The sequence below is a fragment of the Pseudoalteromonas sp. S2721 genome (assembly GCF_005887425.1).
Lineage (GTDB): Bacteria > Pseudomonadota > Gammaproteobacteria > Enterobacterales > Alteromonadaceae > Pseudoalteromonas > Pseudoalteromonas simplex.
Map to the genome: position 1 here is coordinate 1 of NZ_PNCZ01000078.1, position 14,121 is coordinate 14,121.

14 protein-coding genes and 1 tRNA gene are annotated in these 14,121 nt (G+C 41.4%); 8 read left to right on the forward strand and 7 right to left on the reverse strand.

The features are described from left to right. Window positions 1-33 precede the first annotated feature (33 nt). The 7 genes from CWC02_RS19875 to lolB form a co-directional block, all read right to left on the reverse strand. A tRNA-Met gene (locus CWC02_RS19875) sits at window positions 34-110 on the reverse strand. Window positions 111-745: 635 nt separating this feature from the next. Next, window positions 746-1,837: a redox-regulated ATPase YchF gene (gene ychF, locus CWC02_RS19880; protein WP_054551655.1), complete on the reverse strand. Its 1,092-nt coding sequence runs from the start codon at window positions 1,835-1,837 to the stop codon at window positions 746-748. Between the two features lie 34 nt (window positions 1,838-1,871). Beyond that, the gene (gene pth / locus CWC02_RS19885; protein WP_082389177.1) at window positions 1,872-2,456 is read right to left on the reverse strand and encodes an aminoacyl-tRNA hydrolase; all 585 of its coding nucleotides are present in this window, start codon (window positions 2,454-2,456) and stop codon (window positions 1,872-1,874) included. A 19-nt stretch (window positions 2,457-2,475) separates the two neighbouring features. Continuing rightward, window positions 2,476-3,087 carry a 50S ribosomal protein L25/general stress protein Ctc gene (locus CWC02_RS19890; protein ID WP_138619876.1) on the reverse strand — a complete coding sequence of 204 codons (612 nt, stop codon included), beginning with the start codon at window positions 3,085-3,087 and terminating at the stop codon, window positions 2,476-2,478. 152 nt (window positions 3,088-3,239) lie between these two features. Then, the gene (locus CWC02_RS19895) at window positions 3,240-4,187 is read right to left on the reverse strand and encodes a ribose-phosphate pyrophosphokinase (RefSeq protein WP_054551652.1); all 948 of its coding nucleotides are present in this window, start codon (window positions 4,185-4,187) and stop codon (window positions 3,240-3,242) included. A gap of 79 nt (window positions 4,188-4,266) precedes the next feature. Next, window positions 4,267-5,133, reverse strand: a complete 867-nt coding sequence (gene ispE, locus CWC02_RS19900; protein ID WP_138619877.1) for a 4-(cytidine 5'-diphospho)-2-C-methyl-D-erythritol kinase — start codon at window positions 5,131-5,133, stop codon at window positions 4,267-4,269. Between the two features lie 2 nt (window positions 5,134-5,135). After that, on the reverse strand, window positions 5,136-5,723 hold the full coding sequence (gene lolB / locus CWC02_RS19905; protein ID WP_138619878.1) for a lipoprotein insertase outer membrane protein LolB: 588 nt from the start codon (window positions 5,721-5,723) through the stop codon (window positions 5,136-5,138). An 83-nt stretch (window positions 5,724-5,806) separates the two neighbouring features. On the opposite strand from lolB, the gene hemA reads away from it, so the two are divergent. The 8 genes from hemA to kdsA all read left to right on the forward strand — a co-directional run bounded on the left by hemA (window position 5,807) and on the right by kdsA (window position 14,074). Then, window positions 5,807-7,063 carry a glutamyl-tRNA reductase gene (gene hemA / locus CWC02_RS19910; RefSeq protein ID WP_054551649.1) on the forward strand — a complete coding sequence of 419 codons (1,257 nt, stop codon included), beginning with the start codon at window positions 5,807-5,809 and terminating at the stop codon, window positions 7,061-7,063. 7 nt (window positions 7,064-7,070) lie between these two features. Further along, the gene (gene prfA, locus CWC02_RS19915) at window positions 7,071-8,156 is read left to right on the forward strand and encodes a peptide chain release factor 1 (RefSeq protein ID WP_054551648.1); all 1,086 of its coding nucleotides are present in this window, start codon (window positions 7,071-7,073) and stop codon (window positions 8,154-8,156) included. Window positions 8,157-8,158: 2 nt separating this feature from the next. Then, window positions 8,159-9,001, forward strand: a complete 843-nt coding sequence (gene prmC, locus CWC02_RS19920; protein ID WP_138619880.1) for a peptide chain release factor N(5)-glutamine methyltransferase — start codon at window positions 8,159-8,161, stop codon at window positions 8,999-9,001. Between the two features lie 45 nt (window positions 9,002-9,046). Beyond that, window positions 9,047-10,585 carry a response regulator gene (locus tag CWC02_RS19925; protein WP_138619881.1) on the forward strand — a complete coding sequence of 513 codons (1,539 nt, stop codon included), beginning with the start codon at window positions 9,047-9,049 and terminating at the stop codon, window positions 10,583-10,585. Window positions 10,586-10,606: 21 nt separating this feature from the next. Continuing rightward, complete coding sequence (locus CWC02_RS19930) at window positions 10,607-10,981, forward strand: SirB2 family protein (protein ID WP_138602680.1); 375 nt, start codon at window positions 10,607-10,609, stop codon at window positions 10,979-10,981. Window positions 10,982-11,113: 132 nt separating this feature from the next. Continuing rightward, on the forward strand, window positions 11,114-11,941 hold the full coding sequence (locus CWC02_RS19935; RefSeq protein ID WP_054551644.1) for a tetratricopeptide repeat protein: 828 nt from the start codon (window positions 11,114-11,116) through the stop codon (window positions 11,939-11,941). 15 nt (window positions 11,942-11,956) lie between these two features. After that, on the forward strand, window positions 11,957-13,210 hold the full coding sequence (locus tag CWC02_RS19940) for a DUF819 family protein (RefSeq protein WP_054551643.1): 1,254 nt from the start codon (window positions 11,957-11,959) through the stop codon (window positions 13,208-13,210). Between the two features lie 9 nt (window positions 13,211-13,219). After that, window positions 13,220-14,074, forward strand: a complete 855-nt coding sequence (kdsA, locus tag CWC02_RS19945) for a 3-deoxy-8-phosphooctulonate synthase (RefSeq protein WP_138619882.1) — start codon at window positions 13,220-13,222, stop codon at window positions 14,072-14,074. The last annotated feature ends 47 nt before the right edge of the window (window positions 14,075-14,121 follow it).

Genomic DNA, 14,121 nt, shown 5'->3' on the forward strand with positions numbered 1-14,121 from the left:
TATTTTAAACTCTTCATTGAGCAACAAAAAGAATGGTGGCTAAGACGGGATTTGAACCTGTGACCCCATCATTATGAGTGATGTGCTCTAACCAACTGAGCTACTTAGCCATCTTTTTTGTTAGCACTTCATCGCTGAGTGCGGGGCGTATTATGCTGATATGACCTAAATCCGTCAACACCTTTTTTGCAAAAAAATGCTTATCAGTGTTTGTTTGCATTAAAATTAAGCTAAGTGGCGAAATTTCATTTAAATTGCTGTTTTTTTGACTGCAATTTATGAGTTTAATTCCCAAACGCATCGTAAGAGTTTTAAAACGTACATTTAAAGCTGCTTGATTTTCATACAAAAATCAAGTTTCAAAATTAGTTAGCGTGATCTTTTAGGTGATTTAAACATAAAAAAGCGAAAGCGAATGAATTTATATAGGCTATTTTGTCACTAAGGGGGCTTATTTTTACTTTTAAAATCCCCACAATTTGCTAATCGAGCAGTCAATAGGTCGCAAAATTGCTAGCGAGCTTTGAAATCCCCTCAATTAACTGTTGTTATCACTCATTTGCTTTCGACGACGATTCACTGTTAAGCATAAATAACACCGTACATCACTAAAAAGAACAAGCAGAGGTAAGGCTGCAGAAGTATTACTCACCATGCTTTGATGTTTTAGGAAGGGTTAGTAATATTTAGACAATAAAAAAGGCTCGTAATAACGAGCCTTTTAAAATCGAATGAGCAAATATGCTTATACGTTAAATAAGAAGTTCATCACATCGCCGTCTTTAACGATGTACTCTTTACCTTCTTGACGCATCTTACCAGCTTCTTTAGCACCGCTTTCGCCTTTAAACGCAATGTAGTCGTCAAATGCAATAGTTTGTGCACGGATAAAGCCACGCTCAAAGTCAGTGTGGATTTTACCCGCAGCTTGTGGTGCAGTCGCACCTACTGGGATTGTCCATGCACGTACTTCTTTAACGCCAGCAGTGAAGTAGGTTTGTAATTTAAGTAACTCGTAACCACCACGGATCACTAAGTTAAGACCTGGCTCTTCTAAACCTAGGTCAGCCATAAATTCTAGTTTATCTTCTTCTTCAAGTTCAGATAACTCAGATTCAATCGCTGCACATACTGGAATAACAACCGCATCTTCTGCAGCAGCAATTTCACGTACTTTGTCTAGGTAAGGGTTATTTTCAAAACCATCTTCTGCCACGTTAGCAATATACATGGTAGGTTTGATTGTTAAGAAGTTAAGCGGCTTAATCGCTGCTTTTTCTTCTTTTGTTAGTTCTAAAGAACGTAACGTTAAACCTTCATCTAAGTGTACTTTTACTTTTTCTAAAACAGCATTTTGCTCTTTAGCGTCTTTGTCGCCGCCTTTTGCTTTTTTAGCATTACGAACAATCGCTTTATCAGCACTGTCCATATCAGCAAGTACTAATTCAGTGTTAATTACGTCGATATCATCAGCAGGGTCAATTGTGCCAGCAACGTGAACAATGTTTTCGTCTTCAAAACAACGAACAACGTGACCAATCGCATCTGTTTCACGAATGTTTGCTAAGAATTGGTTACCTAAACCTTCACCTTTCGATGCGCCTTTTACTAGACCTGCAATATCAACGAATTCCATCGTCGTTGGTAAAATACGCTGAGGATTTACGATAGCGGCTAAATCATTTAAGCGCGCATCAGGAACCGGTACCACACCCGTGTTAGGCTCAATGGTACAGAAAGGGAAGTTAGCGGCTTCAATACCCGCTTTAGTTAGTGCATTAAATAGAGTTGATTTACCAACGTTTGGCAAACCAACGATGCCACATTTAAAACCCATAGTAAGATACCTTGTGTAATTTCATTAAAACGGATTAAGGTTTAAATGAATGTAGTCTGTTTTGTGCTTTTAACACACCATCTTTTGCAAGTATTTCCATACAACGAACTGCTTCGTCAACGGCGGCGTCCATTTTTTCTTGATCGTCTTTCGCGGCTTTACCTAGCACCCAGCCTGTTACCATTTCTCGGTGACCTGGATGACCAATGCCTATGCGAAGGCGCATGAAATCTTTTTGGTTTGCCATTTTCGCAATAATATCTTTTAAACCATTATGACCGCCGTGGCCGCCACCTTTTTTAAGTTTTGCAATCCCAGGATCTAAGTCCATTTCGTCATGAGCAACGAGAATGTTCTCAACAGGGATTTTAAAGAAATTAGCGAGACTACTCACCGCCTTACCACTTAAATTCATATAAGTTGTAGGGATCAGTAATTTAAATTCTTGGCCTTGAATAATCACTTTGCCGGTGAGGCCGTGATATTTAGGATCATGTTTGAGTGTGCAGTTATAACGTGCAGCCAGTTCTTCGATGAACCAAGCACCTGCATTATGGCGTGTGTTTGCGTATTCGGGGCCTGGATTAGCCAGGCCCACAAGCATTTGAATAGAATTCAAGGTGTTTACACCTTAAAAATTATTCTGCAGCGTCTTCTGAAGCTTCTTCTTCAGCTGGAGCTGCTTTGTTAGCTTTAACAGTAACAACTGACTGATCGTGATCAGCGCCTTTAGTTAGCTCAACAGATGAAACACCTGAAGGAAGTTTAAGGTCAGAAAGGTGGATTGAATCACCAGCTACTAAATCTGAAACGTTAACTTCAATGAACTCAGGAAGTGCTTTAGGAAGACACGTGATTTCGATTTCAGTTAATTGGTGAACAACAGTGTTACCAGCTTTAGTTACTTTCTCTTCACCGATGAAGTGTACAGGCACTTTAGTGTGAAGTTTGTGAGTAGCATCTACACGTTGGAAGTCTAAGTGAGTGATCTTAGGCTTGTACGGGTGACGTTGAATATCTTTAAGGATAGCTTCAACTGACTCGCCACCGATGTTTAAAGTAAGGATGTGCGTGTAGAAACCTTCGTCTTCTTGCGCTTTGATCATATCTTTGTGTGCAAGAACGATTGATGCAGCTTCTTTGTCAGCACCGTAAAGGATTGCAGGAACTTTATCTTCACGGCGTAGGCGGCGGCTCGCACCAGTACCTGTTTCTGTACGTAATTCTGCATTGTATGTGTAAGTTGACATAATGTCTCCAATAATTAATAGTCTTAGGGCCTTTGCGACCAAGGTCCCTAGCCAAAAGGCGCGCTATCATACCACCCCTTTCGGGGAAAATAAATAACGACTACAAAAAAAGCACCTAGGCGGTGCTTTTTTTAGTATTACAGTAATGTTGATTAGTGTTCAAACATCGCTGAAATAGATTCTTCGTTGCTGATACGACGGATTGTTTCAGCAAGCATATCTGCAAGCGTAAGCACTTTGATTTTATCAATTGCTTTAAGCTCATCAGACAGTGTAATTGAGTCAGTCACAATAACTTCGTCAATCACTGAATTACGGATGTTCTCAGCTGCATTACCAGAAAGTACTGGGTGAGTAGCGTAAGCAAATACGCGTTTTGCACCGTGTTCTTTAAGCGCTGCTGCTGCTTTACATAAAGTGCCACCGGTATCGATCATGTCATCAACGATGATACAGTCACGACCTTCAACGTCACCAATAATGTGCATTACTTGTGAAACGTTTGCTTGTGGACGACGCTTGTCGATAATAGCAAGGTCTGTGTCGTTTAATAGCTTAGCGATTGCACGAGCTCGAACAACACCACCGATATCAGGAGAAACAACAACAACGTCATCGAAGTCGCGTTCTTTCATATCTTCAAGTAGAACTGGGCTACCAAATACGTTATCAACTGGTACGTCGAAGAAACCTTGGATTTGTTCAGCGTGTAAATCAACCGTTAGAACGCGGTCAACACCAACACTTGAAAGGAAATCTGCAACTACTTTAGCTGTAATTGGTACACGAGCAGAACGCACGCGGCGGTCTTGACGTGAATAACCAAAGTAAGGGATAACGGCAGTAATACGTCCAGCAGACGCACGACGTAGGGCATCAACCATAACGATAAGCTCCATTAAGTTATCGTTAGTAGGGTTACAGGTTGATTGGACAATGAAAACGTCAGAGCCACGAACATTTTCATTAATTTGAACACTGATCTCACCGTCACTAAAACGGCCAACAACAGCATCGCCTAATTCAATATACAAACGTTTTGCAACTTTTTGAGCTAGCTCAGGTGTTGCGTTACCAGCGAAGAGCTTCATGTCAGGCACGGTAGGGTTCCTCAGGCACTGAATTTTGGGACTAACAGGCTATGGTAGGCACCAAAGCAGGTTAACATTTACTTGTACGTTACTTCATTTCAAAGTGAGCATTTAATGCTGTATGAGCAGGAGAAAGTGTAGCACTACTTGCAACAAAACCTGTCCATTTTTCTGGTAATTGAGCTAAAACTTGTTGTGCTTGTGCCTCGGTTGAAAACTCAGCAAAGCAGCAAGCGCCTGTACCAGTCATCTTTGACGGGGCGTATTTTAGCAACCACTGCAGGGCTTTTTCAACCTCGGGGCAGAGCTTTTTAACTAAAGCCTCACAATCATTGCCTAAATTTTCTGTTTGCCAGTCTGCTTTTAGCTTAGGTGTGTCGCGCTTTAAATCTGGATGGGTAAAAATTTTCGCGGTGCTCACATGCTGCCCTGGATGCACCACACAGAACCAACTTTGCGGTAATTCAACATTTTCTAGCTGCTCGCCAATCCCATGCGCAATGGCAGTGTGACCATTGATAAATACTGGTACATCAGCGCCTAATTTCACCCCAAGCTGAGCTAATTCTGTAAGTGATAAATCACAATCCCATAGTTTATTAAGAGCAAGAAGGGTAGTGGCTGCATCGGATGAGCCGCCGCCAACACCGCCGCCCATAGGCAAACGTTTTAATAGCTTTATTGAAGCGCCTTGTTGGCAATCACAGTGCTGTTGTAATAAACGGGCTGCTTTATATATAAGGTTATCTGCAAGCTCAATACCGTTTGTATCACCGGTTACTAAAATATCTGGCTCGTTACTAACCGTAAATGTTAAGTCATCACCAAACTCTAAAAAGGTAAATAAGGTTTCGAGTTCATGGTAGCCATCTTTACGGCGACCATTTATATGAAGGAATAAATTAAGTTTTGCAGGTGCTATTAACGTTAGCGGGGCGGTTGAAGCGTGTGTCATGATTAATTTAACTGCCAATCATTAAGTTGAATTTTAATACGAATTTTATTGTTTTTAAGGCTTAGCTTAACAGGAAGCCAATAACCATCTTGTTTGATGAAGTCTGAATAGGTTACTTGCCACTGTTGACCATTGTGAGCTTGCCAAATAAGACTTTTTAAACGGCCTTGCTCATCATGGCTTGCTTGGTCGCTCTCGACGGTACCTTTTAGCCACTTTGCGGCATTATCTAATGGGATTGAAAAACCGGTTAAACGATATAACAACATTGAGGCATCACGGTCGGTATATACATTGTCGTCATACTCAAGTTCAGCACCTTGTGCATTTTGCTTTAAAGACAGAATACGGGTACCAATAAAACTGGTAAGCACCATGTCGCTGTATTGCTCATCATGTTGCCAATTTAAATTGGCTGACTGGCGCTGCTCTGTACTAATAAATGCCATTTTGCCTTGCACTTGCCATTGAGCTTGTTGTTCTAATCGGCTTTTCCAGTCAGGATAAATGTAATCAACTGTTGAAATTTTTTGCGCACAACCGCCGATAAATAAAAAAAACATGAATAAAATCAAATATTGTTTAATCAAATGTCGTTCCTTACTTTCCATATTCCGCTGATTTTTGGTAAAATTAATGCCTTTACAGCTGGGCTTAGCAATATTTGGTACATATGACCATCGTAGCACTTGGTATAAATCACAAAACCGCATCCGTAGAATTACGCGAAAAAGTCGCGTTTTCGCCTGAGCAAATGTCTGAGGCGTTACAGCAATTAAGTGGTCATGCGCATTTTAATGAAGCGGTTATTGTTTCGACCTGCAACCGAACTGAAATCTATTGTAGCCTTGCTGAGCGTAATTCCCAAACCCTGTTGCACTGGTTAGCCAGTTTCCATGGATTGGATGAACATGAACTGAGCAATAATATCTATTATCATGAAGATCACGAAGCAATTAATCATTTAATGCGAGTGTCTTGTGGTCTAGATTCGTTAGTACTCGGTGAGCCGCAAATTTTAGGGCAAATAAAACAAGCCTACCATAATGCAAAAACTCACGATGCCATTGGTGTAACTTTTGACCGTTTGTTTCAAAAAACATTTTCTGTCGCAAAACAAGTTCGTACCGAAACTGATATTGGTGCTAGCGCAGTATCTGTTGCTTATGCCGCGGTTAATCTTGCGAAACATATTTACGGCAAACTAGATAAAACCAATGTACTGCTAATTGGTGCAGGTGAAACGATTGAACTAGTTGCTAAGCACTTATACCAAAACGATCCGCAAAAAATCACGGTGGCAAACCGTACTATTGAACGCGCTAAAACTTTAGCGAGTGAGGTTGATGCGGATGTGATTGCACTTGCCCAGTTACCTGAGCGTTTACACGACGCCGATATTGTTATTAGTTCAACCGCCAGTACCTTGCCTATTATCGGTAAAGGGGTGGTAGAGCAGGCGTTGAAAAAGCGCCGCCACAAACCAATGTTATTTATCGATATCGCGGTACCGCGTGATATCGAAAGCCAAGTAGGCGAATTAGATGCTGCCTATTTGTATTCAGTTGATGACTTACAAGCCATAGTAAGCGAGAATATCGCGGCCCGTGAGCAGGCTGCGGAGCAAGCGCAAGCTATTATTCGCTCACGTACCGATGAATTTGCTATGTGGTTGCGTTCACTCGATTCGGTGGATCTTATTCGCCATTATCGCAACGATGTACAAGATATAAAGTCAGAACTTGTCGAAAAAGCCCTTGGCCAGCTACAAGCAGGTAAAGAGGCAGAAAAAGTAATACTCGAGTTGGCAAACAAACTGACCAACCGCTTGATGCACGCACCTACCCGTGCCATTCAAGATGCTGCTAAAAAAGGTGAAGCAGCGGAGTTAAGCCAATTAAAGAAAATGTTAGGTATTGATCAGGAATAGTCGTTAAATGAAAGAGTCTGTTTATAGAAAATTAGAAACCTTAGTTGAGCGTTATGAGGAAGTGCAAGCGCTACTAAGCGACCCCTCTGTGATCAGCGACCAAAATCGCTTTCGTGCCTTATCTAAAGAATACTCAGAATTAGAAGAAATCGTAAAAGCATTTTTAGCTTACCAACAAGCCCAAGATGATGTTGCTACAGCAGAAGAAATGTTAAAAGACTCTGATCCTGATATGCGTGAAATGGCGCAAGAAGAATACAAAGAAGCAAAAGCACAAATTATTGCATTAGAAGATGAAATCCAAATTCTAATGTTACCAAAAGACCCTAAAGACAATAATAACGTCTATTTAGAGGTTCGTGCCGGTACCGGTGGTGATGAAGCTGCTATCTTCGCAGGTGACTTATTCCGTATGTACAGCCGCTACGCTGAAACTAAAAAGTGGAAAGTAGAAGTAGTAAGTACTAACGAAGGTGAGCACGGCGGTTATAAAGAAGTGATTGCGCATATCTCTGGCGAAGGTGTGTATGGTCAGCTTAAGTTTGAATCAGGTGCGCACCGTGTACAACGTGTTCCAGAGACAGAATCGCAAGGCCGTGTTCATACCTCAGCGTGTACGGTAGCCGTTATGGCCGAAATTCCTGAAGCGGAAGCAATTGAAATTAACCCTGCTGATATTAAAGTCGATACCTTCCGTGCATCGGGTGCCGGTGGTCAGCACGTAAATAAAACTGACTCAGCAATCCGTATTACACACATTCCAACGGGTGTGGTTGTAGAGTGTCAGGATGAGCGTTCACAGCATAAAAACCGTGCCAAAGCGATGTCTGTACTTGGCGCACGCTTACAACAAGCTGAAGATGAAAAGCGTCAAGCGGCGGAAGCATCAGAACGTCGTAACCTAGTAGGTAGCGGTGACCGTTCTGAGCGTATTCGTACTTATAACTACCCGCAAGGTCGTATTACCGATCACCGTATTAATTTAACACTTTATCGTTTGAATGAAGTGGTTGCTGGTGATTTAGGAAGTGTTATCGAACCTCTAATGCAAGAACACCAAGCTGACTTACTTGCCGCGATGGGCGATGAATAATCGTGCCACAATGCATTGAACAAGCAATTGTTGCTGCAACGGCGTTATTAACGCCTAGCAGCGACAGTGCTAAGTTAGACGCACAAGTCCTGTTATTATCCATTCTTGATAAACCTCGTAGTTACTTATTTACTTGGCCCGAAAAACAACTTACCGAACAGCAACAACGTGATTTTGAACAAGCATGTCAGCGTCGTTTAAATGGTGAACCAGTTGCTCATATTGTTGGCTTTCGTGAATTTTGGAGTCTTCCTTTAAAGGTTAATCCAACAACCCTGATCCCAAGACCTGATACCGAAACGTTAGTAGAATATGCCTTAGGCCTTGAGCTACCTACGGCTGCAAACGTGCTTGATTTAGGCACTGGCACAGGAGCAATTGCTTTGGCATTAGCCAGTGAAATGCCTAATTGGCAGGTGACAGGGGTTGATAGAGTGGCTGATGCAGTTGAGCTTGCCAAAGAGAACAAACAACGACTCAATATTAACAACGCCACTTTTGTGTTGAGCAACTGGTTTAGTGCAGTAAGTACACAAAAGTTTGACCTAATTGTGAGCAATCCTCCGTATATTGAACATGATGATGAGCATTTAAGCCAAGGCGATGTTCGCTTTGAGCCGCTCTCTGCATTAGTTGCAGATGACGACGGTATGGCTGATATTAAACAAATTATTACTATCGCACGTGACTATTTAGCAACAAATGGCTATCTTTTAATTGAACATGGCTACAAACAAAGTGTGAAGGTACAAGAATTTTTTGCACAAATGTCGTATAGCCATATACTTACAATTAAAGATCTTGGCGGTAATGACCGTGTAACGTTAGCACAATGGCCTAAATAACAATAAAGCGCACTGTGCGTACATAGCCTTTGAGGATCCCATAGAATGGATGATTTTTTGTTTTCGGATGAAGCACTTGACGAAGTTAATGAGGTGGTTCAGGGTAGTTGGAAAGTCATCGTCGTTGATGACGAGCCAGAAGTACATGCCGTAACAAAGCTTGCGTTGAGTGACTTTGAATTTCAAGATAAACGTTTAGAGTTTATTAGTGCTTATTCAGGTGAAGAAGCTAAGCAAGTAATTCAAGAGCATCCAGATGCGGCTATCGTATTACTCGATGTGGTTATGGAAACCGACGATGCCGGCCTTAAAGTTGCCAAGTTTATTCGCGAAACCGCAAAAAATAATCATATTCGTATCATTCTTCGCACTGGTCAGCCTGGGCAAGCACCAGAGCGTCAAGTCATCGTTAATTACGATATCAATGACTACAAATCAAAAACTGAATTAACAGCACAAAAACTGTTCACAGTAGTGATGTCGAGCTTGCGTTCATATCGTGATATTTTGTCGATAGAACAATCTCGTCAAGGCCTTGAAAAAATAATTAAAGCTTCACGTGATATCTTTTCAACTCATTCTCTTGAAAGCTTTATTGAAGGGGTGATGCAACAACTTACCTCATTATTAGGAACCGTTGATCAGGCCATGTATGCAACCAGTTTAGTTGCGAGTAACCCGCAAGATAACCAAAAGAAGCTAGTGGTGTTTTCGGGCCGAGGTGAGTTTGAACGCAGTGAAGGCAAGGCGATTGAAGAGGTGTTAAGTCACGATCAGCTTCAAGCCTGTCAGCAAGCTTTAAATGAAAAAACCATTGTTTATCGTGAGAACTATTTATTTGCCTATTGCAGTAGTGAATATAATCATAATTCCATGTTGTTTATTTCAGGTATCCCTAAGCATTTAACCGACACTCAGCGTCACTTGATTGAAATCTTTTCGCAAAATGTGCAGCTGGCGTATGAAAATGTACAGTTACAATCTGAAATCGAAGCAACACAACAAGAGTTAGTATTTAGGCTCAGTGAAGCGTTAGAGCAACGTTCAACAGAAACAGGTAACCATGTAAAGCGTGTGTCGCACATTTGTTATGAACTTGCCATGGGCTATGGTCTATCAAAACGCGAAGCAGAGCTTATTCGCTTAGCTGCGCCATTGCATGATGTGGGTAAAGTGGGTATTCCCGACGCTATATTAAATAAGCCGGGGCCATTGACCGATGAAGAGTGGGTTATCATGCAACTTCATGCTGAAAAAGGTCATTTAATTTTAAAAGACTCCAATCGTGACATTGTTAATACTGGCGCAGTGATTGCGTTGTCACACCATGAGCGTTGGGATGGTTCAGGCTACCCGAAAGGGTTGAAAGGCGAAGACATCCCTATTGCAGGTCGCATCGTTGCTTTAGCTGATGTATTCGATGCACTACGTCATAAGCGCTGCTACAAAGAGCCGTGGTCGCTTGACGATGTTGTGAAAGAAATTAACGCGCAACAGGGCAAACAATTTGATCCAAAGTTGATTGATGTGTTTAATCAGCGAATTAAAGAAATAGAAGACGTACTTGTACGTTATCCAGATTAATTAAAATAAAATTAGGGGCATATGGATTATTTAGCAGTAAAACATACTCACATGTTATTTGCCGTGTTGAGTATTATCTTATTCTACGTTCGTTCTTTCTCTCGCTTAAAGACGGGCGTTCTGGCAAAAAACAAAGTAGTGTTTATCGGCAGCCACAGTATCGACACCTTATTACTTATTTCTGCAGTGGCATTAATTGTAATGGCCGGTTTTAACCCGCTTGAACAATCTTGGTTATTAGAAAAGATAATCTTAGTGGTTGCTTATATTGTACTCGGTGTGGTTGCCGCTAAGCAAAGTGCAAATAGCGCGAAGCTTGTATTACTTGCGATCACCACGCTTATTTTATTAGCAATTGGTTATTTAGCATCTGCAAAAACAGCACTTCTTTTATAACAAATCTCTGAGCGGTATTTGATTGCATTGGCTGTCGTACCGCTTTTTTATATCTCAACGCTCAGTATTGGTAACTTAAAGCAAAAGTAGGTAAACTAGCTGTTCGTTTTTGAAAGACATGTAGCAGTATAAATGACCACCCCTTGGTTTGAAGATCAAAATGAATCCTATCAAGATGAGGCCTTTGACGCATTTTCTTCTAAAGTGCTTTATCGTTGTATCGACGCTGAATTAAAGTGGGATCAACAAGCTGATTTAACAGCCTGTTATGACACCCTTAATGAGCTTGAAAATACGGTAACAGCTCTTTGCGCCGAATTAAAAGAGCCACATGAGCGTCTCGATAAGTTACTTGATACCTTTTATCAGCAATGGCTGTTTAGCTCATCAAGCTTAAAAGTGCCAGAGTACACGTTAAATAGCTTTAGCTATACCATTACTATGCGCAGTGGCACGCAAACCACGCTGGCAATTTTACTTTGTCATTTATTACAGCATGCTGAACTTGATGCCACGGTCACACTTAGTCAGGGAGACGTGCACGTTCACGTTGGGATGAGTGATGAAGAGGGCTATTTAATTGAGCCAAGCACAGGTCAGCAGAGCTGGTATATAACACCTGAGAATGCCTGTGAAGAAAATGGTGATGAGCAAGAACCGCTTGAACTGATTTTTGAAGAAGAGCTTTATAAGCTGTATCTAGCACAGCAAAAATGGTCGTTCATCAGCGAAAGTAAATTTGGTCATGCATTGCATTGTGTTGATATGCTGATGGAATTACTTGGTGATGACCCTTATGAGCGTCGTGACCGCGGCTATTTACTTAATCAGCTAGATTGCCCAAAAATGGCGCGTGATGATTTGCAGTACTTTATTAATGAGTGCCCAGATGATCCCGCTATCGAATTAATTCAGCACCAGATTGCTGAAATAGAAGACAACAATAATACACACCACTAATTTAAAGGAACATTTATGACTGACGCCCACAGTGCGCTAATTACCAATGACGCAGTCGTACTTGGTTTGCTTGCCGTTATTTTGGGGTTTATTTTTAAAACCTCGCACAGTAATAATGCTGCCTGCCAAAAATTTTATAAATATGTACCAGCATTATTGCTTTGCTACTTTTTACCATCATTACTCAATACTTTTGGGATTGTTGATGGTCATTCTTCGAATGTATATTTTGTAGCGTCACGCTATTTACTGCCAGCTTGCTTAATATTGCTTACCATCAGTATTGATTTAAAAGCGATCCTAAACCTTGGGCCAAAAGCATTAATCATGTTTTTAACAGGTACCTTGGGTATTGTTATTGGTGGCCCTTTGGCTATCTTAGTAATGAGCGCCGTTTACCCAGAAGCTGTGGGCGGCCATGGCCCTGACGCAGTGTGGCGTGGTATGACGACTATCGCCGGTAGCTGGATTGGTGGCGGCGCAAACCAAGCTTCAATGAAAGAAATGTTTGAAGTAGGCGGCGATATCTTCTCTGCAATGGTGACAGTTGATGTGATTGTGGCTAACTTATGGATGGCCGTACTGTTATTAATGGCAGCAAACCATAAGGCGATTGATGCTAAAACAGGCGCAGATACGCGTGCAATTGAAGATTTAAAAGAGCGCGTAGAAAAGTATCATGCTGAGCATGCGCGCATGCCAACTCTAAATGATTACATGACGATTATCGCAATTGCCTTTGGTATTACTGGCCTTGCACATTTTTGTGCTGACTTTTTAGGTCCGTTTTTTGGGGCTAACTTCCCGTGGGCACAAGAGTATAGTTTAAACAGTAAATTCTTCTGGTTAATCGTTATCTCTACCACAATTGGTATTAGTTTATCGTTTACTAAAGTTCGCCATATTGAAGCTTTTGGTGCGTCAAAAGTAGCATCAAGCTTTTTATATATTCTTGTTGCTTCAATTGGCTTACACATGAATATTACCGCGATTTTTGATTCACCAATGTACTTCGTACTCGGTGTTATTTGGATGATTACTCACGCAAGCTTAATGCTTATTGTGGCGAAACTAATTAAAGCACCACTGTTTTATATGGCGGTAGGCTCTCAGGCCAATGTAGGCGGCGCAGCATCAGCACCTGTTGTTGCATCAGCATTCCACCCATCACTTGCGCCAGTAGGTGTTTTACTTGCTGTTTTAGGCTATGGTGTTGGTACTTACATGGCTTATATTTGTGGATTAATGCTACAAGCTGTTGCACCTTAAGGAATAGAAATGAACAACCAGTTAATTAAAATTAACGAGATTGAATTAGCCAACGACAAACCATTTGTATTGTTTGGCGGTATGAACGTACTTGAATCACGTGATTTAGCGATGCGAATTGCGGAGCATTATGTAGAAGTTACATCAAAGCTAAACATTCCATACGTTTTTAAAGCATCCTTTGATAAAGCGAACCGCTCTTCAATTAATTCATACCGCGGTCCTGGTATGGAAGAAGGTTTAAAAATCTTTGAAGAAATTAAATCTACTTTTAATGTGCCACTGATCACTGACGTACATGAGCCGCATCAAGCTGCGCCTGTGGCTGAAGTGGTTGATGTAATTCAGTTACCGGCATTCCTTGCTCGTCAAACTGACTTAGTTGTAGCCATGGCAAAAACTGGCGCTATTATCAATGTGAAAAAGCCACAGTTTTTAGCTCCACACGAAATGCGTCATATCATTAAAAAGTTTAATGAAGCGGGCAACAACAATGTTGCACTGTGTGAGCGTGGTACTAGTTTTGGTTATAACAATCTTGTGGTTGATATGCTTGGTATGGATGACATGAAGCCTATGGCGCCGGTTATCTTTGATGCAACGCACGCATTACAACGCCCAGGAGGCCGAGCTGACTCTGCGGATGGTCGCCGTGCACAAGCTGCAGAACTTGCTCGCAGTGGTATGGCATTAGGTATTGCGGGTTTATTTATTGAAGCGCACCCTAATCCGAATGAAGCAAAATGTGATGGCCCATGTGCACTTGCACTAAGCAAGCTAGAAGGTTATTTATCGCAAATGAAAGCGGTTGATGAGTTAGTTAAAAGCTTTGCACCACTCGATACCAGCGCAAGCGATTTATAATTTAAATATATAAGTATTTAAGTATGAAAAAGGCGACCATGGTCGCC